Genomic DNA, 25,039 nt, shown 5'->3' on the forward strand with positions numbered 1-25,039 from the left:
AGTGTTCCTTTTCTAATCAATATCTATAAATTCTTCAAGATGCTGCATATTATCAAAGAGATAGGTGTCAAAGCCAGCTGCCTGCCCTGCTTCAATATCCAGCGGACGGTCACCAATGACCAAGCCAGAGGCAATCTGATACTTGTCTTTTAGATAGAGCATGGAGTCTGGAGAGGGTTTCCTTGGAAAACCATTTGCAGCTGTCACCACTTCTGTAAAAGCTGATGAAATGGCAGTTTTCTCCAAGATTTCCAGCACTTGATTGTCCCGATGGGAGACCAGAAAGTTCCGACCACCCTTGGCCACAATCCGCCTAAGCAACTCTGCCGAGCCGTCAAATAAGACAGGGTGAGTCAACTCTTCTGCTTCATTGGCCTTATAAAACTTCAAAAAGTCTTTTTCTTGGGGAGCAAACTGCTGGACTGCATAGTCCGTAGACACCTTGAGGGCCTTATAAACTTCGTCATGACCAGCTTGCAAACCGTATTCTTTCAACGTCTGAACAAAAGCTGCAGTCGAAGTTTCATAATTATCCAAGAGTGTTCCACCTAAATCCCAGATGTAATCTTGATAATTCATACCTTTCATTATACCATAATTTTCATGAAAAAGGGGCTAATATTTGCCCGAATCCAGCACTTTTCCGACTTTTTTCAACCCTTTTTCTAAACAAAATATCTCAAAGAATCCAAAATTTAAAAATGGCTGCTGGTTTCGTCCTTTTCAACAGCTCTAAACCCTTTCCATATAGAGGACTGCGAAGGTGCATAAGGGGTCAAAAAAGCTGGGACATTCCTTGAGTCCCAGCCTATTTTTAGTTTCCAAATACATCTGTATAAAGCATGGCATCAGCCAACTGTTCCGCGTCTCCGCCCAACTGGCGAACCAGCTCATAGGCAAAAGCCAAGGCAGTTGATGGACCACGACTAGTAATCAGCTTCCCATCAACAAGAACTGTTTCTTTAAGGTAAGTTCCATTTTTAATATTGTCTTGCGCACCATCATAGCAAGTGAAATACTTACCAGTCAAGATACCTGCGCGGTCAAGAGCAATGGGAGCGGCACAAATGGCAGCGATGAATTTATCCGACTGCTGAAAGTCCTGCAAAACCTGCATCAGGCTGTCATCATCACGAAGATTGGCCGATCCTGGCATCCCACCTGGCAAAATGACCATATCGTAGTCATCCAGTCGCCCCTTCCAGACCTGATCCGCTTTAACAGTGATGGCGTGAGAGCCAGTTACTGATTCATCAAAACCAATCATATCACAGACAAGACCGGCACGGCGCAAGACATCCACAACTGTCAAGGCCTCGATTTCTTCAAAGCCGGGAGCTAAGAGTAAAGCTGCTTTTTTCATGAAAATATCCTTTCTGATACGAGCCAATCACAAAATCACATCTGATTTGTGAGACAAAAACTTGCTTTATATTTATTTTAATTTCTTCAGTACGACTTTTTTTCGGACAGCAGGAATTCGCTCCTTCTTTTCATCCGTCAAGCTATTCTGATAGGAGACGGACAGCAGGAGACCAACACCGATGAGATTACTGATGATGGAAGAACCACCCTGTGAGATAAAGGGCAGCGGAATCCCTGTTAAAGGTAGAATTCCTGTCACCGCTCCAATATTTTCAAAGATATGGAAGAGCAGCATCATGATAAAGCCAGTCGAGATGTAGGTATAAAACTGGTTGTTGGATTTAATTGTAATCTTGAGCATGCGATAAATCAGCAGTAAATAGAGCATGATAACCAAGGTCGAGCCCAAAAAGCCAAAATCTTCTGCAATGACGGTGAAAATCATATCGCTTTCCCGAACAGGCACCAAGAGATTAGAGACATTAAAGCCTTGGCCAGTCAGACCGCCGCTTCCGACAGCGATTTGTCCCTGTGCTTGCTGGAAGGTGGTCGTCTGAGCGTAGTCAAAAGGATGAAGCCAAGCCAAAATCCGATTGATTTGGTAGGTTGGCATGCCTAGATTATGGAGAAAGGCACGACCGCCATCGGAAATAAAGATAAAGAGAAATCCTCCCAACAGCAGGACTCCTGTCAGAAAGACCGGCAGGATAATCTTCCAAGAAACACCTGACAGTAGAACGATGCCGCCGTATATAGCAACAAAAACCAGAGCCGTCCCCAAATCACTCTGAAGAGTTAACAGAACCAGAACAGGCACTGTGTAGAGCCCAAGCTTCAGGATTAGAAAAAAGTCTAAAGCCAAGGTTCGCTCATCCTGCTTGTGCTGCTGGAGAAAATGAACCACCAGCCGCGACAGCATGAGAATATATGAAATCTTCATGAACTCCGAGGGCTGAAAGAGGGTCACACCACGAATAGCAATCCAGTTTTTAGCACCAGTAGAGGCTACAAGAGATTCACTGTAAAAAATCAGAGGCAAGACCATGAGGCCAAGACCAAAAACATAGAGATAAGGCGTAATTTTCCAGAGAAACTTGGTGTTAAAAAACATGAGGATAAAGCTGAGCAGGAAGCCCACCGCAATCCAGGCAATCTGCTGACCAACCATGGGCCAGGCATTGTCAGGATAATCATGACTAACAGCAATGTAAATAGCCACAACACCGATTGAGAGCAGCATCAAAACAGGCAAAATTAAACTATAATCAATCCGAGACTCAAACGTCCGTCTTTGATAGGGCATAGTCCCTCCTTTTTAGAAAAAATACTGGATAATCAAGCTAGAAACAGCGACGCAGAACCAAGCAAAGGCACCAGTCAACAAAGGCGCTGCTCCTGCTTGCTTAAATTGCTTAAAGGAAACCTTGGCGCCAATAGCTGCCAAGGCCATAGCCATCAGCCACTGAGAAATGAATTTTGTATAGGGGATGACAGAGGCCGGCAGAAATCCAAGACTGCTGATAAGTGAAGCTAGGACAAACCAAGCTATAAACCAAGGAAAAATCTGTTTCAAGTTTGTCTTTTGTGACGACTTCTTAGACTTGATATAGCGATAAGCTGCGAAGATCAAGCAGGCCGGTACAATCATCAGAGCCCGACTAAGCTTAACAATGGTCGCCAAGTCGCCAGCTGACGGACTATATGTATAGCCTGCCGCCACTACTGACGAAGTATCATTGATGGCTGTTCCAGCCCAAGTCCCGAAAAAGGTATCCGACATCTGCAACAAATGCCCTAAAAAAGGGAAGATGAATACTGCTAAAATATTGAAAAAGAAAATAGTGGAGATAGACAGAGCGATTTCCTCTTCATCAGCTTCCAAGATTGGTGATGCGGCCGCAATGGCAGAACCGCCGCAGATGGCTGTTCCAAAACCAATTAAAATAGTCAAAACGCGGTTCATCTTAAAGAAACGCCCGGCCAGATAGGCCGCCAGAAAGGCTATCAGAATCGTAATAAGACTGATACGAAGAGAAGAAATCCCCGTCTCAGAAACCTGACCAATGGACATGGAAAATCCCAAAAAGATGATGGAATACTGCAACAATTTCTTCCCCGAATAGCTGAGTCCTTCCTGAAAAACAGCCGGCAGCTTCATGCTGTTGTTCAAAACAATCCCCAAGACAATAGCCAAAACACTAGAGCCTATCAAGGGAAGCAAACCGCCTAAAAAAATAGAAACAGCCGCTATGCCAAAGGATAACAGAATTCCTGGTAAATATTTTTTCACGAACACCCCTTCTTTCCTATGTCTCTCATTATAACAAATTTTGTCCCAAAAATCTGAATGAACCTAAAAAACCAGCCGATAAAACTCAGCTGATTTCAGATAGTTTCAGTCAAAAAAGTCTTGTAATTCCTGCATAATGGCTGCCTCTGGCAGAATATCCAAAGAAGCCAATTGTGATAGATGATGCTGAATCTGCTTGCCATAGCGTTTACTAGAGATGCGATTGTCCAAAAGAATGACAGCTGACTTCTGATGCTCATTGCGCCGAGTCCGGCCAATAGCCTGCTTAAGCCGTAAGATGGCAAGAGGCAGTTGATAATCATAAAAGGCATTATTACCTTCCGCTTTCAGGCGGCTGTTAATCTTCTGTACAAAGAAATCCTTGGGATTGTCAAATGGAATCCGCGTGATCAGCTGAATAATCTGGTCTTGCTCAGCAAAATCCGCCCCCTCCCAGAAGCTGCCAGAGCCTAACAGAATACTTGCTTCTCCTCTATCGAAACGCCGCTTGATATTACCTGCATCGCCATTTTTATATTGGGCCAAATGCGGCAGAGCCAGCAAGTCCGAAACAGTCAAAAGCAAGTCTTTAGAGGTGAAGAGGACGACGATAGGCAGACCAAGTTCTGCTACTTTTTGCAGGCAAGAAACAATTTCTCGAGCAAAATCCTCAGTTAACAAATCCACTACTACTGGAAAACTTTCATCTAAAAAGAGCTTCTGCAGTGGTTTCTTCTTGCTTTTCAGCTTGTAAAAGTGATAACTTTCAAAGCCTAGCAACTGCGCCAAATTGACCTTAGAGCTGATTTCCAGAGTAGACGAAACCAAGATGACCTTGGCACTTTCAGGTAAAAAGTTGGTAAAATGCAGCAATTCTGAACGGCCAGCATGCAGAGTCATCAAGCGATGATCTGCCAAATCTTCATCAACTAACCAATAATACTGGTATTTGCCACTGAACAAGTGCTGCAGCTCAGGCAATGCACTAGTTTTTAACTCGGACACATCCTGAAGCAGTCGGGCAATCTTTTCCTGACTTAGCTCAGATGCTTTCCTGCGATGCTTCTCTGCGGCATCAGCCAGCTCAAACTGAATGCTTTGCAAAAGCCGTTTCTGCAGAAGTTCCCCTTCTTCCTGAAGGAGATGATTTATCTGCTGCAGCGTTTTAGTTAGATTTATACTGGACTGAGAGAAGCTTTCCAAGGCGAAAAACATCTTCTGAGCTTCATCAACTACCAGAATACGATTGTCCAGCAAAGACTGGTCATCCTCTAAACGCGTCAGCAGGTAAGCATGATTGGTAACCACGACTCGACTGGTGGCCGCCTTAACCTGTCCCAGCCGCCAAAAATCTTCCTCATAAAAAAGAGAATGCTTGCTTAGCTTGCCATCATGACGGATTTCATTGAAGTAGCTTGAGAAGCGATGAGCTTGCCCGATTTGATTCAAATCACCTGTTTTGGTTTCTGTCAGCCAAACCAAGAGTTGCAGCTTGCAGCGATTAACCAAACGGTTGTCATATTCCCTGTCCAGTGTCTGATAGAAATGGTCCAGTTTGAGATAATTTTCCGGACTCTTGAGACTGTGAAAGGAAACACCAAAGACTTCCTCCAACAATCGCCCTTCCTTCTGCAGCAGCTGGTCCTGCAGGATCTTAGTCGGAACCGTCACTAGTACTTTTTCCTGGCCTCTAGACAGAATAGGTAGCAAATAGCCAAAAGTCTTGCCCAAGCCTGTCTGCGCCTCTAAAAAACTAGGCTCCTGCTGGTCCAAAGCTTCCTCCATAAAACGAGCAAATTTGAGCTGTTCAGACCGCTCTTCTAAGCCCAGCAGGTATAGATTGGTCAGGAAATCCTGCGACAGCTTCTTTTCCGAAGTCAGCTTTTGGGAACGTCGCAGGAAAATACCATGGCAGGATTGCAGTTCCTTATCTTGCTGATCCGGCATTGTCTGATAAACTTCCTCGATAGCCAGACGCGACTCATAGATAATGCTATCCGCCAAAGTTAGCATTTTCTCAACCAAGGCCTTGGGCAGGCTCTTGATTTTGTCTTGTATTTTTAAAAATAGCTGAGCCGTTGCTTGAGCATCTGCCAGAGCAGTGTGGGCGTTTTCCAAAGAAATATCCAATAAATTACAGAGATTGCCCAAGGAGTATTTATCAAAGGTCGGGTAAAAGACCTGAGCCAACTCTACCGTGTCCACACGCGGTGTCAGCAAGTCAAACCCTTCCCAGAAAAGGGCCTCCGCTAGTAGATTGGCATCAAACTTGACATTATGAGCGACAAAAATCGCATCCTGAATCAGCTCATATACCTCAGCTGCTACCTGAGAAAACTCCGGGGCTCGGCCAAGCCGCTCATCATTCAATCCCGTCAGCTCTTTGATATGCTCATCCAGTTCCTCATGAGGATTGACATCTGTTTCATAAGTCTTGGTAATGATTCCATTCTCAATCAGAACAATGCCAATCTGGATAATCTTTGCACTGCTGCCCGTTCCTGTAGCCTCCAAGTCCACAACGGCATACTTATAATCATTTTGTGTCATACTGCTATGATTATATCATAAAAGCCTTTCTGAGACATCTGAAAATTTTCAGCCCTAGTTTATGAAGCAATTCTGTGCAAAAAATCCGCTTTTCTGTTACACTCAATAGCAGAATACATTTTCCGAGGAAATCAGATGAAGATTCATAAAATTATCAACCTTGTTGCTTTTGAAAATACCTATATCTTAGAAAATAACCAGGGCCTCCTAGTCGTCGATCCTGGCAGTGACTGGAAAAAGATTGAGCGCAAGCTAGAAGAACTAGCCAAGCCTGTTATTGCTATTCTCTTGACCCACACCCATTATGACCATATTATGAGTTTAGAAAAGGTCAGAGAGCACTATGCTGCCCCACCTGTCTATGTGGCTGAGAGCGAAAGCAGCTGGCTCTACACACCGACAGATAACCTATCTGGTCTGGCGCGCCATGCTGATATGGATGATATTATCTGTCGACCAGCAGAAGAGTTTTTCTCCTATGAAACAGACTATGATCTTGGAGGTTTTCACTTCTATGTGCTTGCAACACCTGGCCACTCCATCGGAGGTGTCTCTCTAGTCTTTCCTGATGACCGCCTTGTTTTGACAGGTGATGCCCTCTTTCGGGAAAGCATCGGACGAACGGATCTGCCGACTGGAAACATGGAGCAATTACTGATGTCCATTCGCGAGAAACTTCTAATATTACCTAAAGACTACGCTATTTACCCTGGTCATGGTCATGATACCACTATTTCACATGAAAAAATCTTTAACCCATTTTTAGCTCAGTAGCCATTAAAGCAATTACCTATAACAAAAACAGAGTTTGAAATTCTTCAAACTCTGTTTTTGTTTGACTTATTAAATCTTCAAGAAACGTCTCATAGAGAAGACAGATCCCAATGATCCGATAAGAATACCCACTACAAATAGTGCTGCAATCATAATCGGACTAAAAAGCTTCGGATCAATCATAGAAAGCCCTTGACCGACTAGACTCTTATTCATAGTCTGGAAGGCTATTTTATATATAAAATACACTGCAACCGCTGGAATTGTTGCCCCTAGCAAGCCAATCCACGCCCCTTCAAACAAGAAAGGTCCGCGGATATAGCTATTCTTGGCACCAACCAATCGCATGATTTGAATTTCCCGACTACGGGAAATAATAGTAATCCGAATAGTATTGGAAATGAGAAGGACAGCAACAAAAATCAGAAGTGCTGCACCAATCAAGCCCCACGTTTGGATAAAATTAGAAAGCGCAAAGAGCTTTTTAGTGTTGGTACCACCATTTTGGACCTCTGAAACACCATCGATCTTCCTCGCATCTTTTGTAACAGATTCCACATACTTAGGCGCCTTGGTCTCAACAATATAAGCATCGTAAAGTGGGTTGGCATCACCGTCAAAAATTTTCCACTCACTACCCATGGTTTCTGTTAACTGCTCATATTGCTCTTCCTTACTAGAAAAAGTAACCTTATCCACATTTTTCATAGAAGTCAGAGCATCATAGACCTTATGGTAGTCCTCATTCTGAACTGTTTGACCTTCTTTTACAATCGTTTCGCTATTATCGAAAACATCCTTACGCATGTATACCATGACGCGGACATTATTGGAAATATCATTTGCCAGCTTGGCAGTATTCAAAATTACTGAAGCAAAAACAGCTACTAAACTCAAGGTAATCATAACCGAGCTGACAGCTGCTACAGTCATCCAACCATTCCGCGTAAGACTCTTAAGCGACTCAATCAAATGACGAAAAAATCTTCTAATCATCGTATCCGTATTCTCCTTCCGCTTCATCACGTACCACACGGCCATTTTCAATAGCAATAACGCGGTGACGCAGAGTATTTACAATCTGGCTGTTGTGGGTGGCCATCAGGACAGTTGTTCCCTGAAGATTAATCCGCTCCAGCAGGTTCATAATCTCCCATGAATTATCTGGGTCTAAGTTTCCTGTCGGCTCATCCGCAATCAGGACTTTAGGGTTATTGGCAATAGCACGCGCAATGGCAATCCGCTGCTGCTCACCACCGGAAAGCTCATTAGGGAATGAGCGGACTTTATGCTTAAGACCAACCAAATCCAGCACTTCCATAACCCGCTTTTTAATATTGCGGCGGCGCTCACCGATAACTTCCATGGCGTAGGCAATATTCTCATACACCGTCTTTTTAGGAAGAAGTTTATAGTCCTGGAAGACTACTCCAACCTGACGGCGCAGCATTGGAACATCACGCTTCTTAATCTTAGCTAAGTCAAAATCAGCTACTTTCAGACTTCCCTTATCCAGCTTTATCTCCCGGTAAAGCAAACGAATAAAGGTTGACTTTCCCGCTCCTGAAGGGCCTACAATATAGGCAAACTCCCCAGGTTCTACGTTAATTGACACACTACGCAAGGCAGTGGTCCCGTTGCCATACTTCTTGACAACATCTTTCATTTCAATTATTGACATCTATTGAAATTTCCTTTCAATCTAATTCTAATCTCTTACATTTCCTAGTTCAAACGCCATTTCAAATAAGCATCTATGAAACCATCCAAATCTCCGTCCATCACCTTGTCCACCTGTGCTACTTCGTAACTAGTCCGATGGTCTTTGACCATGGTATAAGGTGTAAAGACATAGGAGCGGATTTGGCTGCCCCAGGAAATTTCCTTCTTATCTCCCTTGAGTGAATCGACTTCAGCTGCTTGTTTCTCTTGCTCTAGCTGATAAAGCTTAGCCTGTAGCATCTTCATCGCCCGATCACGGTTCCCATACTGAGTCCGGTCAACCGTAGACTGCACCACGATTCCTGTCGGAATATGCGTCAGTCTCACACCAGTCGAAACTTTATTGACATTCTGCCCGCCGGCTCCTCCCGAACGGAAAGTGTCCATCTTAATATCGTCATCGCGAATTTCCACCTCAATGGTGTCATCCAGCTCTGGCATGACCTCTACTGAGGTAAAGGAAGTATGGCGACGTTTAGCTGAGTCAAATGGCGAAATCCGGACCAAACGGTGGACTCCCATTTCTGACTTAAGCAGACCATAAGCGTGCGGCCCTTCAAATGAAAGAGTCACTGACTTAATGCCTGCCTCATCTCCAGCTTGATAGTCCAAGACCTCTACTTTGAAGCCCTTGGCATTGCCAAAGCGTGTATACATACGCAGCAGCATATCTCCCCAATCCTGGGCCTCTGTACCACCAGAGCCCGGGTGAATTTCAAGGATAGCATTGTTATTGTCGTAAGGCTCAGATAGGAGCAGGGTCATTTCATAGCTGGTCATCATTTTCTCGAGTTCCGCCAGCTTTTCTTCCAACTCACCCTGAACCGACTCATCCTCAGCCAGAAAATCAAGCAAGATTTCCGATTCATCAAAAAGCTCAGTCATCTGATGAAAATTTTCATAGGTTTGCTTGAGTTCATTCAGCTCTTGAGATGTCTTCTGGGCTGCAATGTTGTCATCCCAAAAGTCGGGTTCTGTCATCTTATTTTCTAAGATGGCAATTTCTTCTTCCAGACCTTCTAAGTCAAAGAGACCCCCTGAAAGAAGCTAATTTTTCACGATTTGCGTCAATCTTTTGACGAATTTCTGAAATGTCCATAAATACCTCTTTTCACATATCGTTTAATTATAACATAAATTAAACAGTTTGCCTAATCTCACATTCAGCAGCTTACATTTTATCGGATTTTCCCTAGCTAGGCAAGACAAGCGACTCCTTGTCACCTAATTGTTAGAAAAGTAATATAATGACATGGGGTTGGAAGAATTATTTCAAGCCTCCTAGACCTCGTCCATGAATAAACGCAATATAAAATTACGATAATTTATGAGGTGTTCTGATAAAAGGGAGACTCTCCATAGGTGCTTAAGCATTTCCAAGTTTTGAAAAATATGCTAGACTAAAACCATGACAAGAATCGGATTTATGAGCGACCTCCATCTGGACTCCAATCAGTTTGGAGATTTTGAGCGCCAAGCTCTTCGCCAGATTTTAAAAGAGGAAGGGATTGACCACCTACACATCGCAGGGGATTTATCTAACGACCTGACCAAGATTAGTCTCCCTTTTATTGCAGACTTGAAGAAAGATTTCTCCCTCTCTTTTAACCTGGGAAACCACGATATGCTGGGACTTTCTGAGCAAGAAATTTCAAACTATGATTTTCAGGTCCAGCAGTTCGGCCAGACCAAGCTCGTCAGCTTTTCTGGCTGGTATGACTACAGCTTTGTTCCAGAAAAAAGCAAGGAAGAGCATCTGAGAACCAAGACTAATTTCTGGTTTGACCGCAGATTGGAACGTAAACTTGACGACCTTAGCATTACAGCTCAGACTCTGAAAGAGTTAGAAAAATTGCTGATGACTTTAGATGGTCCCATTATTGTTGCTCTGCATTTTGTCCCCCATCAAGTCTTTCTATACGATCATCCCTATTTCCAGCGCTTCAACGCCTTTCTAGGAAGCCAAGCTTTTCATCGGCTCTTTGTCAAATACAGAGTGAAAGAGGTGGTTTTCGGTCATCTCCATCACCGCCACCAAAGCCGTGTCATCGAAGGTGTCCGCTACCATATGCGTCCTCTGGGCTACATTCGTGAATGGGAACTGACTCGGAACTTTTTTAATGATTTTCCTCAGTATCAGATTCCCCAGATGTACCGCCTGCACAAGCGTTATAATGCTGTTAAAGATTTAGCCGAATTTCGAGACTATAAGAAAAAACACCTAGCAGCTGAATTGCGAGATGCTTTAACAATGATTGAAGTTCAGTAATGGAAATGTTGAATTGCAGCTCTCAGCTCATCTGAGAGCTGTTTTTTGCTGTCCAACTGCACATAGACTTCTAATAAACAGGAACGAAAATTGGAAAAAGTAATGAAATCTTGGTTGTTTTCCAATGGAAAACTATGTGATTGAAGCCACAATCTCAATTCATGCTGCGACAGTTTTTTCTTTAAGACAGCTTGATAGAGCACCTGGGCTAAGCGCCAGTCCTCATCATTTCTGAAACGGACTGGAACTCTTTTAAAAACTTGATGAATGACCTCTAAAACCTCTGGCATCCTACTGGAGGGAAAGTCCGGATGACAAGCCACTTCTGTCAATAAGTCTGCTCCATGAGCGAAGGCATGAACCCAACCGTATTTCCTGGAGTAAGCCCTTGTGTCTCTTTCGACTGACAAGTAGGTTATCCCCTTATCTAGTAAATATTTTCTTTCTTGCACTGATAAAGCCTGATAATACGAAGAGTTTGGATTACCATCGCAGTTTAAGAGATTGGCATAAAGTAAAGCTGTGAAAGAACGTGTTAAAGTAGCTTGACCATTTTTATCACTCTCGTAAAAAAGTCCTTGTCTTTTGACTGCTTCGTCAGCCAAAAAACGAAACTGTTCAGCTGAAAACTGTTCAGCCTGAAGTCCCCTTGCTAAGGACGAAAAGACTAACTCATCACGGATTGTCGCTTCTGGATGACCAATATGATCCAGTAACCATAAGATTTCTTCCTCATAATATAAAGGAGAAGCTTCTTCCAACTTCTTTCGTAAGTTTTGATACATACTTTCACCGTCCTTTCGAGTTGCTTTCTTTAAATTTGATTATATCGTCTTGTACGCAAAAAAGCCATCCGCAGATGACTTTTTGCTGTTAAATAGCATTTTTATCCATACCTAATTTACGTTGGATGAACTTAACAATTTCAACAATAACAATCATGGCAAAGCTACCAATCAGAACAACTGCCCATTGTGACAAGTCTAGCTTGGTCACATGGAAAATCTTTTCCAGTGGGTCAATTACAATAGTTGAAATCAATAGGATGAAAGAAACTAGGATAGACCAGTTAAAGGTCTTAGACTTGAATGGCCCAACTGTAAAGATAGACTGGTAAACAGATTTTACATTATAAGCATGGAAGAGCTGGATGAGGCCAAGCGTTGCAAAGGCCATTGTCAGAGCATCCGCATGGATAGCCTTGATATCACCGACATGGACGGGATTAGAGATAGCATAACCATAAACCGCCAGAACTAAAGCCCCTTGCAGGACACCCTGATAGATGATAGAGCTCATCACTCCACCTGAGAAGAAGCTAGACTTACGGCCGCGAGGCTTATGACTCATGACACCTGGCTCAGCAGGTTCAACCCCCAGAGCAATGGCAGGGAAGGTATCCGTTACTAGGTTAATCCAAAGCAGATGAACTGGCTGCAGCACATCCCAACCAAAGAGGGTTGCTAAGAAAATAGTCAGCACCTCAGCTGTATTAGCTGAAAGGAGATACTGGATGGTCTTTTGAATATTAGAGAAGACCTTGCGTCCTTCTTCCACGGCTACAATGATGGTCGCAAAGTTATCATCTGCCAGAATCATGTCAGAGGCACCCTTAGATACTTCTGTACCTGTAATACCCATACCGATACCGATATCGGCTGTCTTCAAAGCTGGTGCGTCATTGACACCATCACCTGTCATGGCTACGACCTTACCTTGGTTTTGCCAAGCTTTGACAATCCTTACCTTATGCTCAGGAGAAACTCGGGCATAGACAGAGTATTGGCTAACAACCTTTTCGAATTCCGCATCAGAAAGCTCATTGAGCTCTGCACCAGTTAGGACATGGTCTTCAGTATCTCCATCTTCGATGATACCCAAGCGCTTAGCGATAGCTTCTGCTGTATCCTGATGGTCACCGGTAATCATAATCGGACGAATACCTGCTTCCTTGGCTACACGAACCGCTTCTGCTGCCTCTGGACGCTCAGGGTCAATCATACCGATTAAACCAGTAAAGATTAAATCATTCTCTAGACTTTCAGATGTCAAGTCAGTCGGAACAGCATCGATAATCTTGTAGGCACCAGCCAGCACGCGCAGAGCTTGGTGAGCCATCTCTGAGTTGTTAGACTTAATCAGCTGTGAAGTAGCGTCATCAATCGTTGCAACATCTCCAGCCTTATCACGGGCAACACAGCGTTTCAATAGTTGATCTGGTGCTCCCTTGACTGCCACTAAGAATTTCCCATCTGGCAATGGATGGACAGTAGACATGAGCTTACGGTCTGAATCAAAGGGCAGCTCAGCTACACGAGGATATTTCTCTAAAAAGGCCTTCACATCATAGCCCTTGTCCAAAGCATACTGGATAAAGGCTGTTTCTGTTGGATCACCAATCAGCTTCCCTTCTTGATCAATCTTGGTATCATTGGCTAAGACAACTGAACGTAAGAGAGGCAGCTCCAAGCCAAGTTCAATATCTTGGCCAGCTTCATTCAGGACTCCGTCGTAAAAGACTTTTTCGACCGTCATCTTATTCATGGTCAGGGTACCGGTCTTATCTGAAGCAATAATCTCCGTTGATCCCAAAGTCTCAACAGCTGGAAGCTTACGAACAATCGAATTCCGCTTAGCCAGAACCTGAGTTCCCAAAGCCAGCACGATGGTAACGATAGCAGGCAGACCTTCTGGAATAGCCGCAACTGCCAAGGCTACAGAGGTCATCAGCTCATCCAGTGGATTTTTACCTTGAATGAAGACACCGACTACAAAAGTCACTGCAGCAATCACCAAGATAGCATAGGTCAGAACCTTAGACAGACTATTAAGATTTTGCTTGAGCGGTGTATCCGTTTCATCCGCATCCTGCAACATACCTGCGATATGGCCGACTTCCGTATACATCCCTGTATTGACAACCAACCCAACACCACGACCATAGGTCACATTTGAGTTTTGAAAGGCCATATTCACACGGTCGCCAATACCAGCATCTGCAGCTACCTCAACAGTCAAATCTTTTTCAACCGGCACAGACTCACCTGTCAGAGCCGCTTCTTCGATTTTCAGTGAATTAGCTTCTAAAAGCCGCATATCTGCTGGGACAACATCACCGGCTTCCAGTCTAACGATATCACCAGGTACCAAGTCCTTAGAATCTACTTCTGTGACATGACCATCACGCAGGACACGTGCAGCCGGGCTGGACATGGATTTGAGAGCTGCAATGGCTTCTTCAGCCTTGCCCTCCTGATAGACACCGAAGATGGCATTGATGATTACGACTGCTAAGATGATTAAAGCATCTGCGATGTCTTCACCACCTGATGTGACAACAGACAAGACCGCTGCTACCAACAAGATAATAATCATCAAATCCTTGAACTGCTCCAAAAACTTCATTAAGAGAGATTTTTTCTCCCCTTCATCCAGTTCATTGCGGCCATAATCAGCTAAACGCTTGGCTGCTTCTTGACTGGACAAACCTTGCTCTGAAGCGTCCAAAGTTTTGAAAATTTCCTCAGGACTCTGGGTGTAAAAAGCTTGGCGCTTTTGTTCTTTTGACAATGTATTCCTCCTCTTGGCCTCTTTTATTTCTGAACTTTTCTAACCACTACGACTCATCATCTCAAGCCGAATCAGTCATATCCAAAAAGTCAGAAACAAAAAAGAGACCTGTTTATTAACAAGTCTCGCTATTTCATACAAGGCCGGAAATTTCTTTCGTATTGACGACCTTGTAACGGTTATTCCGTTAGCTACTCCCTTGAGTAAAAACTATTATACCAAATTTTCAAGCTTTTGCAAGGGGAAACATTATGATTTTCAAGAGTTTTCTTGGAGAATAGCAATTAACCCCAGCTAATCTCCATTTCATAGCTGGCAAAAATCTGCTCTCCATCAACAGTTTTCAGCTGATAATGAAGTTGCAGGACTTGATTAGTAAAATCAACCTTATAGAAAGAAGTATCGGTCACAAACTGCTGCATGCCCACAGGTGTATGGATGCCAACCAGCGCCTGCCCTTGACTGATGAAGCGCATGATAGACTTAGGCTCAGAAAAGCGCGTCATAACCAGCTCTTTATCGTGAAACTTCAGAACTACTTTCTCTCCTTCCTCATTCTTGTATAGCAGATAGTGATAGTCTCCTTTTTGCATCCAGTCCGTATCGTAGACCTGATCGATTAGCTCGGTATGCCCGTCCAGCTGGATTTGATTTTTTATTCTGATTTGCATCTTCATCTCATTTCTGTTTTTCTTTCCCTATTTTATCAAAAAAAGGACAAAATTGCTCTTCTTTCAGTCGCAGCTTTGATTTTTTTCCTACTATGATTTATGGTATAATGGTAGCATGATTGAAAAAGTATTTCGGGACCCGGTTCATAACTATGTTCATGTGGACCATCAGGTTATCTATGATTTAATCAATACTAAAGAATTTCAACGACTGCGCCGCATCAAACAGCTGGGTACTTCTGGCTATACTTTCCACGGCGGGGAGCACAGCCGTTTTTCGCATTGTCTGGGAGCTTATGAGATTGCCCGGCGCATCACTAAGATTTTCAATGAAAAATACCAAGCCAACTGGGACAGCCACGAAAGCCTGCTGACCATGACAGCTGCTCTCCTGCATGACTTGGGACACGGAGCTTATTCACACACTTTCGAGCGTCTTTTTGACACTAATCACGAGGACATTACGCGGCAAATCATCACTAGTCCTGAAACAGAGATTCATCAGGTCCTGGTGCAGGTTTCGCCGGATTTCCCAGAAAAGGTAGCTAGCGTCATCAACCATACCTATCCCAATAAGCAGGTGGTCCAGCTGATTTCCAGCCAAATTGATGTGGATCGGATGGATTATCTCTTGCGAGATTCCTTCTTTACTGGTGCTTCCTATGGACAATTTGACTTAACCAGAATTTTACGAGTGATTTGTCCTGTAGAGAACGGCATCGCCTTCAAGCGCAATGGCATGCATGCGGTAGAAGACTACGTAGTCAGCCGCTACCAGATGTACATGCAGGTCTATTTCCACCCAGCTAGCCGTGCTATGGAAGTTCTGCTGCAAAATCTGCTCAAGCGAGCCAAGTTTCTCTATCCGGCTCAGAAGGATTATTTTGCGCTGTCATCGCCCAATCTCATTCCATTCTTTGAAAACAGAGTGACCCTGCAGGATTATCTGGCCTTGGATGATGGTGTTATGAATACCTATTTCCAAGTTTGGATGACTAGTCCAGACAAGATTTTATCTGACTTGGCTCAGCGTTTCATCAACCGCAAGGTCTTTAAGTCTATCGTCTTCTCTCAGGAAAACGAAGCGCATTTGGATATCATGCGAGACCTAGTTGGACAGGTTGGTTTTGATCCTGATTACTATACTGCTATCCATCGTAATTTTGATTTGCCTTACGATTTCTACCGGCCTGACGTTGAAAAACCCCGGACCCAGATAGAAATCCTGCAAAAAGATGGCAGCTTAGCAGAACTGTCCAGCCTGTCTCCTATCGTTCATTCGCTAGCCGGGACCAGACAGGGTGATAATCGCTTTTACTTCCCCAAGGAAATGCTGGCAGAGACGGGACTTTTCAGCGAAAAAAACCATACCTTTATGAACTATATCAAAAACGACCAATTTACCTACGGAGAATAATATGTCTATCAAATTAGTTGCCGTTGATATTGACGGTACCCTTTTAAATAACCAAAAAGAAATCACTCCTGAAGTCTTCAGCGCTGTTCAGGATGCCAAGGCTGCTGGTGTCAAAATCGTTATTGCAACCGGCCGTCCTATTGCGGGTGTTCAAAAGCTTCTCGAGGAGCTAGAGCTTAATCAGCCAGACAACTATGTAGTTACCTTCAACGGCGGACTGGTGCAGGATACTGTCACAGGTCAAGAATTAATCAAAGAAACACTGACTTATGATGACTATCTGGATATCGAACCGCTCGGGCGAAAATTAGGTGTCCACATGCATGCCATCACCAAGGACGGCATTTATACAGCTAATCGTAACATCGGCAAGTACACTGTTTACGAGTCCAATCTGGTCAGCATGCCTATCTTCTATCGCACACCTGAAGAAATGGTCAATAAAGAAATCGTTAAATGCATGTATATTGATGAGCCAGAAATTCTGGATGCGGCCATTGCCAAGCTGCCACCGGAATTAGCCGAAAAATATACACTGGTCAAGTCAGCTCCTTTCTATCTGGAAATTGTCAAAAAGACTGTCAATAAAGGAGCTGCTATCCTTCATCTGGCTGAAAAGCTTGGCTTGAGCAAGGAGCAGACCATGGCTATCGGTGATGAAGAAAACGACCGCGCCATGCTGGAAGCTGTTGGCTCTCCTGTTGTCATGGAAAACGGCAAGGAAGAACTCAAGAAAATCGCCAAATATATCACCAAATCGAACGACGAATCCGGCGTAGCACACGCCATTAGAGAGTGGGTTTTAAAATAATGTTTAGCTACAAAATTGGAATTTCAGCTCAGGAACACGACGATTTTGTCACGGCTCATCCGCAGGCCAATCTTCTGCAGAGCTCAGCCTGGGCTCAGATTAAGGACAACTGGGAAAACGAACGCTTGGGCTTCTATAAAGACGACCACTTGGTTGCTGCAGCCAGTGTCTTGATCAAACCACTGCCCTTGGGGATGACCATGCTTTATATTCCGCGCGGTCCCATAATGGACTATGGTGACAAGGAGCTGCTGACCTTTGTTTTGGCCTCGCTCAAGAAATTTGCCAAGGAGAAAAAAGCGCTCTTTATCAAGTTTGACCCTAGCCTCTTTCTGGCAGAAAGCAAGATGGGCGGTGAATTGCAAGACAAGGCAGAAACGATTGAGCTGATTCAACAGTTACAGGAAGCAGGCGCTGTCTGGGTCGGACGGACTGAGTCTCTGGACGAAACCATTCAGCCTCGCTTGCAGGCCAATATTCATAAAGAAGATTTCAGCGAAGAGTTGCTTTCTAAAAGTACTCGCCAGGCTATTCGTACAGCCCGTAACAAAGGCATTCAAATCCAATTTGGTGGAGCAGAATTACTGGACGACTTTTCAGGCCTGATGAAGAAGACAGAAAACAGAAAAAACATCCACCTACGCGGCAAAGACTATTACCAAAAACTCTTGGAAACTTATCCTGAGCACTCCTATGTCACCTTGTCCACTATTGATCTAAAGGCACGATTGGAAGACTTGCAGGCTCAGCTGACTAAGACACTTAAAGAAGCAGAGAAATTTACCGAGAAAACCAAGCCTGGCAAGATTGAGAATAACCAGCAAGAACAAAAACGTCTCCAAGAAGAAATTGACTTCCTGCAGGACAAAATCAGCCAAGGTGCTGCTGTCGTTCCCCTGTCTGGCACCTTGGTCTTAGAATACGGCAAGACTTCTGAAAATATCTATGCTGGAATGGACGAGGAATACCGTCGTTACCAGCCAGCCATCATCACTTGGTACGAAACGGCCAAACATGCTTTTGAGCGCGGAGCGGATTGGCAAAATATGGGCGGAATCGAAAACGACCTCAAGGGTGGTCTCTACAGCTTTAAATCCAAGTTCAATCCGACCATTGAGGAATTTGCTGGTGAGTTTAACCTGCCAACTAATCCTCTCTACCACCTCTCCAATCTGGCCTACACTATCAGAAAGAAACTGCGCAGCAAGCATTAACAGAAAGGAAGCCTATGACCTTTAAACTTCTCAACCAAGAAGAATTCATCCAGCATACCTCAGCTAGTTCCCAACGCTCTTTCATGCAGACAGTGGAAATGGCAGAGCTGCTGAGCAAGCGGGGCTTCAGTACCCAGTATGTCGGCTACACTGACCCGCAGGGACAGGTCGTAGTGTCAGCTGTCCTCTACAGTATGCCGATGACTGGCGGCCTCCATATGGAAATCAACTGCGGCCCTGTCTCTACCGATGCTCAATACTTGACTCCCTTCTATCAAGCTTTGCAGGCTTACGCTAAAAAAGAAGGCGCTCTAGAGCTCATCATCAAGCCCTACGAGACTTATCAGACCTTTGACAGCAATGGCCAGCCCACATCTGATGAAAAAGTCGAGCTTATCCAGCAACTGATTGATTTGGGCTTTGTCTTTGACGGCTTACAGACAGGCTATCCAGGCGGGGAGCCTGATTGGCATTATGTCAAAAACTTAGCTGGTCTGACAGAGAAAGACTTGCTCAAGTCCTTCAGTAAAAACGGCAAGGCGACCGTCAAAAAGGCGAATACCTTTGGTATCAAGCTAAAAAGACTGGAACGTGACCAACTCAGCATTTTCAAAGACATCACAGCTTCTACTTCTGACCGGAGGGAATACGATGACAAGCCACTAGACTACTATCAAGATTTTTATGATAGCTTTGGTCTGCAGGCGGACTTTATGACAGCCAGTCTCAACTTCAAGGACTATCTTCAGAACTTACAAAAAGACCAAGAGAAACTGGGCCAGAAAATCCAGAAACTGCAGGCGGACTTAGAAAACAATCCTCAATCTGAAAAGAAACAAAATCAGCTGCGAGAGCTTTCCAGCCAGTTTGATAGCTTTGAAACTCGCAAAGCAGAGGCCCAAGAGCTGATTGACAAGTATGGCGACCAAGACCAAATTCTGGCTGCCAGCCTCTTTATCTACACCCCCCAGGAAGCAACCTATCTCTTCAGCGGCTCCTATCCTGAGTTTAATAAATTCTACGCTCCAGCCCTGCTGCAGGAATACGTTATGACCGAAAGTATCAAGAGAGGCATTCCATTTTATAATTTCCTCGGCATTATGGGAATTTTCGACGGTTCTGACGGTGTCCTGCGCTTCAAACAAAACTTCAACGGCTTCATCGTTCGAAAAATGGGAACTTTCCGTTATTATCCTAACCCTCTCAAGTTTAAGTTGCTTCAGCTCATAAAGAAAATTCTAAGACGTTAAAAAAAGCCAAGGTTTCCCTTGGTTTTTTTTACGTGTTTATTTATAACGAGGTGTCGCAAAACCACGGATATTTCCATGACCGATGCGGTAAGTGTTGCGTTTAACTACGTTATTGCTGTTGCCTTCAATCGTGTGAATGATGCCATTTTCTACTTTTTCGACAATACCGATATGATCAGCCCAGCCATCATTTTGCTGGGTATCTTTGTCCCAGTTAAAGGTGATGATATCACCTGCGCTAGGAGTCGAATTACCATCTTCATTCCAGATACCTAGTCTTTGGAAAATATGAATATGGCGCTCTACACCGCACTCACGTCCGATAAGATCGCTCAAGCCTTCTCTTTGGAAAATAACCGTCGTGAAAATGTCGCACCAGTCATCTGTGTTTTTCACAGCATAGCCAACTGGCAGCGGTCTGACACTGTTATAATCGTTGACCAAGCGCTGATGCTCGGCACTGCCTCCCCTGACACCTACCATAGCAGCTGCCGCCGCAAGAACACGGTCTCGCTGACTAGCTGCCTGAGGACGGTTTACAGAGATAGAGGTCTTTTCTCCGCCTGCTCCCTGCAGCTGATTTTGATTATTTAAGTAATACAAGTGAACATTGTACTCGCCTGCATTATTCTTATGGTCACGCGCATATACATGCTTACGATAAGTTCCATCAGCCTGACGATCCGCTGTGTACCATTGGATATCATCTTGACCATTCGCTTCTGACCAAGTCGGCAGGTAGACAGTCTTGAGGCCTTCTGGTGCCACAATGCCTGATACTACAATGTCAAACTCTCCAGTATCGTTATTCTTATTTTGAATACTGATTTTACCCTGCGGCTTACTGATAGAAACGTTGGTCTTGATGCCACCTGCTCCTACCAGCCTGCCATCATTTTGGACATAGTAGAGATGTACATTATATTCGCCCTGAACGTTGTTATGGTCGCTCGCATGAACTCGTTTCCGATAGGTACCATCCGGCTGACGTTCTGCGTTGTACCACTTGATATCATCCTGACCGTTGGCCTCTGACCAGGTTGGCAGGGAAACATTCTTGAGACCGCCTGGCGATACAATATCTGAAACCACAATATCAAAATCGCCGGTTTCGCTATTGCGATTCTGAATGCTGATTTTGCCTTGAACTTTTGGTTTTTCTGTAGAAATAGTCGTTTTAGTGCCGCTTACACCGACCAACTGGCCATCATTTTGCACATAGTAGAGATGCACATTATATTCGCCCTGAACGTTGTTATGGTCGCTCGCACGAACTCGCTTACGATAGGTACCATCCGGCTGACGTTCCGCGTTGTACCACTTGATATCATCCTGACCGTTGGCCTCTGACCAGGTTGGTAGGGAAACATTCTTGAGACCGCCTGGCGATACAATATCTGAAACCACAATATCAAAATCGCCAGTTTCGCTATTGCGATTCTGAATGCTGATTTTGCCTTGAACTTTTGGTTTCTCTATGGAAATAGTCGTTTTAGTGCCGCTTACACCGACCAACTGGCCATCATTTTGCACATAGTAGAGGTGCACATTATATTCGCCTTGGACATTATTATGGTCGCTCAGGCGAACTCGTTTCCGATAAGTACCGTCAGCTTGGCGCTCCGCTGTGTACCATTGGACATCATCTTGGCCGTTGGCTGTGGACCAGGTTGGCAGGGAAACTCCCTTCAGACCGCCCGGAGAGACAATACCCGAAACCACAATATCAAAATCTCCGGTTTCGCTGTTACGATTCTGGATGCTGATTTTACCTTGAGCTTTTGGTTTCTCTATGGAAATAGTCGTTTTAGTACCGCTTACACCGACCAACTGCCCATCATTCTGTACATAGTAAAGGTGCACATTGTACTCGCCCTCAACATTTTTGTGATCGCTCAGACGGACACGCTTACGATAGGTGCCATCAGCTTGACGCTCAGCGTTGTACCATTTGATATCATCTTGGCCGTTAGCCTCAGACCAAGTTGGCAGGGAAACTTCCTTCAGACCGCCCGGAGATGAAATACCTGAAACCACAATATCAAAATCGCCAGTTTCTTTGTTTCGATTTTGAATACTGATGGTGCCCTTAGGTTTGCCAAGAGAAACGGTCGTTTTAGTGCCGCTTACACCGACCAACTGGCCATCATTTTGCACATAGTAGAGATGGACATTGTACTCGCCCTGCACATTATTGTGGTCGCTTATGCGTACCCGCTTACGATAGGTGCCGTCAGCCTGACGTTCTGCATTGTACCACTTGATATCATCTTGACCATTGGGCTCTGACCAAGTTGGTAGAGAAACAGTCTTAAGACCTCCTGGAGATGAAATACCTGAAACAACAATATCGAAATCACCAGTTTCGCTGTTGCGATTCTGAATGCTGATTTTGCCCTGTGGCTTGATGACAGATACATTAGTCGTAGTACCGCCGACACCGACTAATTGGCCGTCGTTGCGGACATAGTAGAGATGGACATTGTACTTGCCAACTGAATCCTTATGTCTGCTAGAATCAACAGAAACTTTATAAGTACCATTGGCCTGCTGAGTCGCTGTGTACCAGATAATATCGTCTTGACCATTAGCTTCAGACCAAACCGGAACACTAACAACAGACACTCCATAAGGAGCAGAAACGTTTGAAATCACAACATCAAAGCTGCCGTTGACATTATTCTTATTCTGAATACTGATATTACCCTTTAAAGGCTGCTTAGCAAGAGCAGACTGCTGGGTAAATCTTCCAGTGTAATCAACACTATGGTCAAATACATGCTTACCAGCTAACAGCTGAGCCTGAGCTGTAAACTGCCATGCTCCAGCGCCACTGTTGTATTTGAGAGATTTAGCTCCATCAAGATTTAAATTAGAAGACGGATACTGGGCCACCCAGAAGTTGCTATAGCCAAATTGCGATGTATTAACCGGTCCCTTGCTGCGAAGATTATTTTGATCCAGCCAGCTGGCACTGGTATAGTACATCAGGTTAGAATAACCCAGTCTGCGCATCTCATCCACCCAAGCCTGGGTATGCTGGTTAATCCCATTTTGCATTTTAGGATCTTCCATGTCGTTGACCATAACTGTATTTTTAGGCAGACCTAGTCTATTGGCAAAGGCAGCGTAATAGCGCGCTTCAGCTCTCGCTTCTTCATCACTGGTATAGTGCGAGAAGGCATAGGTCGATACTTGTAAACCAGCTCCCTGCGCATTTCTCACCTGAGACTCAGCAAATGGATTAGTGTAATGGGTTCCTTCTGTCAGTTTGACAACAACACCGCCAACCCCTTGCTGGGCTAATTTACGATAGTCGTCTACGCTGATATGGCCATTGTGGCTGCTGACATCTACAAAGGAAGTGCCTTTAATCTCCGCTTGGGAATTCCCGCGGGCTGCCTGAGCCTTTGACCCAGCATTATAAAATACAGTTTTTCCAGCATTATTAGCTTCTGGTGCTGATGCTACTGCAGGACTAGTCTTGGGTTCTGAAGCAGGGGAAGTCTCTGCTGCAGAAGGGAGTCCTTTTGCTGACTGATCAGCTGCAGTTTCATTCTGATTAGAAGCATTTGCTTCTGACGGGCTTTGCTCTTCTAGCTTATCAGGGGCTACCTTAGGTGATGCAGTTGCTGATTGAGCTGCTCCTCCAGACTCAACAGCTGTTCCTACAGCATTAGTTGCTTGCTCCTCTTGCTTAACAGCTTGAACTGACTGTTCTACAGATGATACTGCTACAGTCGGCTGATTAGATGTTTGTGTTGCGGGCACATTGACTGTTTGATTCTGGGAACTAACAGACCTTTCTGTTTTTAAAACTTCTGACTCAGCGATAGTATGTTCCTCGGCTTTTGCAACATTGGCAGTCGCTGCCAGCAAAATAGCCGTACTCGCTAAATAAACTAATTCTTTCGATTTCAACTTTTCTCTCCAACTTTTAAAAAACTTGCCATCTTTGGGAGGACAAGTTTTAAGTCTGTATTTTTTATTTTACAAAATCAAGCAATGCCAAGAAGCTTTCAGCTTCAAGTGATGCACCACCAACAAGAGCACCGTCAACATCTGGACAAGCCATGTAAGACGCAACATTTTCAGGTTTTACAGAACCGCCGTACTGAACGCGAACCTTGTCCGCTACTTCTTGACCAAAGTCAGCTGCTACAACGTCACGAACTGCTTTACACATCTTTTGAGCGTCGTCTTGAGTTGCTGACTTACCAGTACCGATAGCCCAGATTGGCTCATAAGCGATAACCAATGATGCAACTTGCTCAGCTGTCAAGTCTTTCAAAGCAGCTGATACTTGAGCACCAACGAAATCTACAGCTTTACCAGCTTCGTAAGTTTCAAGCGATTCACCACAGCAGATGATTGGCACCAGACCATTGCGGAAGATAGCGTGCGCTTTTTTGTTGATGTCTTGGTCTGTTTCATGGAAATAATCGCGGCGTTCTGAGTGACCGATAACGATGTAGTCAACTCCAACTTCTGCAAGAACTTTAGGGCTGTTTTCACCAGTGAAAGCACCTGCATCTTCAAAGTAAGCATTTTGCGCTGCAACCTTAAGATTGCTTCCTTTAGCTGCTGCCAAAACAGTTGTCAAATCAAGTGCTGGAGCAGCGATACCAGCTTCTACTAAATCTGAAGAAGGTAGCTTAGCAGCAACCGCTTCTACAAAAGCCTTAGCTTCTTCAGGATTTTTGTTCATTTTCCAGTTACCAGCAATAAATGGTTTACGTGACATATTCACATACCTCTTCTATTTTATTTATCTGTATCATTGTAACACAATTTGATGAAATAATAAAGGTTATCCACAGAATTTCATCAAATTGAAACATCTTATATAAGCAATACCACACTTTTTCTCATCTTAACATAAGTCTCTCATTAGTAAATCAAAAAAAGAAACTAGGACATCATCCTAGCTCTTTTTTAATATCAATTAATCTTGACGCTTCTTACGGTTGATAAAGCCTGCGAAAGCAGCCAGCATCAGACCCATAATACTCAAGAGGATGTTAGAGTTTTCACCTGTCTTTGGCAACACTTTCTTCTCCCCTGTTTGACCTTCCTGACCTTGACCAGAAGGAACTTGACTTGGGTTGGTATTATCAGTAGATACTTTTGTACCGA

Annotated in this window: 20 protein-coding genes; 6 read left to right on the forward strand and 14 right to left on the reverse strand. The window is 44.2% G+C overall.

Translation table 11 applies throughout. From position 1 onward, the window contains the following. Positions 1-12 precede the first annotated feature (12 nt). From HMPREF9380_RS03455 to HMPREF9380_RS03435, 5 genes are all read right to left on the reverse strand, one after another. Positions 13-579: an HAD-IA family hydrolase gene (locus HMPREF9380_RS03455; RefSeq protein ID WP_032907539.1), complete on the reverse strand. Its 567-nt coding sequence runs from the start codon at positions 577-579 to the stop codon at positions 13-15. A gap of 235 nt (positions 580-814) precedes the next feature. Further along, positions 815-1,363, reverse strand: coding sequence for a DJ-1 family glyoxalase III (locus tag HMPREF9380_RS03450; RefSeq protein WP_002934134.1), 549 nt, complete (start codon positions 1,361-1,363; stop codon positions 815-817). A gap of 72 nt (positions 1,364-1,435) precedes the next feature. Further along, entirely contained in the window at positions 1,436-2,668 is a 1,233-nt protein-coding gene (locus HMPREF9380_RS03445; RefSeq protein ID WP_002895877.1) for an FtsW/RodA/SpoVE family cell cycle protein, read from the reverse strand. A 12-nt stretch (positions 2,669-2,680) separates the two neighbouring features. Next, complete coding sequence (locus HMPREF9380_RS03440) at positions 2,681-3,661, reverse strand: YeiH family protein (protein ID WP_002934135.1); 981 nt, start codon at positions 3,659-3,661, stop codon at positions 2,681-2,683. Positions 3,662-3,760: 99 nt separating this feature from the next. Beyond that, positions 3,761-6,205 (reverse strand): bifunctional DnaQ family exonuclease/ATP-dependent helicase, encoded by a 2,445-nt coding sequence (locus tag HMPREF9380_RS03435; RefSeq protein ID WP_002934137.1) that lies wholly within the window; start codon positions 6,203-6,205, stop codon positions 3,761-3,763. Between the two features lie 135 nt (positions 6,206-6,340). On the opposite strand from HMPREF9380_RS03435, the gene HMPREF9380_RS03430 reads away from it, so the two are divergent. Next, a complete protein-coding gene (locus HMPREF9380_RS03430) occupies positions 6,341-6,979 on the forward strand; it encodes an MBL fold metallo-hydrolase (RefSeq protein WP_002934141.1) in 639 nt (212 codons plus the stop codon). Between the two features lie 69 nt (positions 6,980-7,048). On the opposite strand, the gene ftsX is transcribed toward HMPREF9380_RS03430, so the two are convergent. From ftsX to prfB, 3 genes are all read right to left on the reverse strand, one after another. Continuing rightward, positions 7,049-7,975: a permease-like cell division protein FtsX gene (gene ftsX, locus HMPREF9380_RS03425; protein WP_002934143.1), complete on the reverse strand. Its 927-nt coding sequence runs from the start codon at positions 7,973-7,975 to the stop codon at positions 7,049-7,051. Further along, positions 7,968-8,660 carry a cell division ATP-binding protein FtsE gene (gene ftsE / locus HMPREF9380_RS03420; RefSeq protein ID WP_002895890.1) on the reverse strand — a complete coding sequence of 231 codons (693 nt, stop codon included), beginning with the start codon at positions 8,658-8,660 and terminating at the stop codon, positions 7,968-7,970. Before ftsE ends, ftsX begins: the two co-directional genes overlap by 8 nt. A gap of 44 nt (positions 8,661-8,704) precedes the next feature. Further along, positions 8,705-9,800, reverse strand: a protein-coding gene (gene prfB / locus HMPREF9380_RS03415) for a peptide chain release factor 2 (protein ID WP_097677707.1) whose coding sequence is annotated in 2 segments (ribosomal slippage) — positions 8,705-9,727 and positions 9,729-9,800 — 1,095 coding nt in all. Because the reading frame shifts where the segments join, the coding sequence is not laid out codon by codon here. A gap of 309 nt (positions 9,801-10,109) precedes the next feature. Between prfB and HMPREF9380_RS03410 the strand changes: the two genes are divergently transcribed. After that, entirely contained in the window at positions 10,110-10,970 is an 861-nt protein-coding gene (locus tag HMPREF9380_RS03410) for a metallophosphoesterase (protein ID WP_002934151.1), read from the forward strand. On the opposite strand, the gene HMPREF9380_RS03405 is transcribed toward HMPREF9380_RS03410, so the two are convergent. The 3 genes from HMPREF9380_RS03405 to HMPREF9380_RS03395 all read right to left on the reverse strand — a co-directional run bounded on the left by HMPREF9380_RS03405 (position 10,964) and on the right by HMPREF9380_RS03395 (position 15,211). Next, positions 10,964-11,755 carry a DUF2785 domain-containing protein gene (locus HMPREF9380_RS03405; RefSeq protein WP_002934152.1) on the reverse strand — a complete coding sequence of 264 codons (792 nt, stop codon included), beginning with the start codon at positions 11,753-11,755 and terminating at the stop codon, positions 10,964-10,966. The genes HMPREF9380_RS03410 and HMPREF9380_RS03405 overlap by 7 nt on opposite strands. Positions 11,756-11,843: 88 nt before the next feature. Beyond that, positions 11,844-14,540 carry a cation-translocating P-type ATPase gene (locus HMPREF9380_RS03400; protein ID WP_002934153.1) on the reverse strand — a complete coding sequence of 899 codons (2,697 nt, stop codon included), beginning with the start codon at positions 14,538-14,540 and terminating at the stop codon, positions 11,844-11,846. Positions 14,541-14,824: 284 nt separating this feature from the next. Further along, positions 14,825-15,211 (reverse strand): YwiB family protein, encoded by a 387-nt coding sequence (locus tag HMPREF9380_RS03395; protein ID WP_032907456.1) that lies wholly within the window; start codon positions 15,209-15,211, stop codon positions 14,825-14,827. Positions 15,212-15,326: 115 nt separating this feature from the next. Between HMPREF9380_RS03395 and HMPREF9380_RS03390 the strand changes: the two genes are divergently transcribed. From HMPREF9380_RS03390 to HMPREF9380_RS03375, 4 genes are read left to right on the forward strand one after another with little or no spacing between them, the layout of a single operon-like run. After that, positions 15,327-16,628, forward strand: a complete 1,302-nt coding sequence (locus tag HMPREF9380_RS03390; RefSeq protein ID WP_002934155.1) for an HD domain-containing protein — start codon at positions 15,327-15,329, stop codon at positions 16,626-16,628. Position 16,629: 1 nt separating this feature from the next. Further along, a complete protein-coding gene (yidA, locus tag HMPREF9380_RS03385; RefSeq protein WP_002934158.1) occupies positions 16,630-17,439 on the forward strand; it encodes a sugar-phosphatase in 810 nt (269 codons plus the stop codon). Next, positions 17,439-18,653: an aminoacyltransferase gene (locus HMPREF9380_RS03380; RefSeq protein WP_002934160.1), complete on the forward strand. Its 1,215-nt coding sequence runs from the start codon at positions 17,439-17,441 to the stop codon at positions 18,651-18,653. The genes yidA and HMPREF9380_RS03380 overlap by 1 nt, the downstream gene beginning before the upstream one ends. Before the next feature lie 14 nt (positions 18,654-18,667). Then, positions 18,668-19,903, forward strand: coding sequence for an aminoacyltransferase (locus HMPREF9380_RS03375; protein WP_002934161.1), 1,236 nt, complete (start codon positions 18,668-18,670; stop codon positions 19,901-19,903). Positions 19,904-19,939: 36 nt separating this feature from the next. Here HMPREF9380_RS03375 and HMPREF9380_RS03370 read toward each other — a convergent pair whose 3' ends face one another. The 3 genes from HMPREF9380_RS03370 to HMPREF9380_RS03360 all read right to left on the reverse strand — a co-directional run. Further along, positions 19,940-23,824: a GBS Bsp-like repeat-containing protein gene (locus HMPREF9380_RS03370; RefSeq protein ID WP_002934163.1), complete on the reverse strand. Its 3,885-nt coding sequence runs from the start codon at positions 23,822-23,824 to the stop codon at positions 19,940-19,942. 64 nt (positions 23,825-23,888) lie between these two features. Next, entirely contained in the window at positions 23,889-24,647 is a 759-nt protein-coding gene (gene tpiA, locus HMPREF9380_RS03365) for a triose-phosphate isomerase (protein ID WP_002900651.1), read from the reverse strand. A gap of 201 nt (positions 24,648-24,848) precedes the next feature. Beyond that, on the reverse strand, positions 24,849-25,039 hold a 191-nt coding region (locus HMPREF9380_RS03360), incomplete at its 5' end, for an LPXTG cell wall anchor domain-containing protein (RefSeq protein WP_002934165.1).

This window comes from Streptococcus sanguinis SK49 (assembly GCF_000212815.1).
Classification (GTDB): domain Bacteria; phylum Bacillota; class Bacilli; order Lactobacillales; family Streptococcaceae; genus Streptococcus; species Streptococcus sanguinis_C.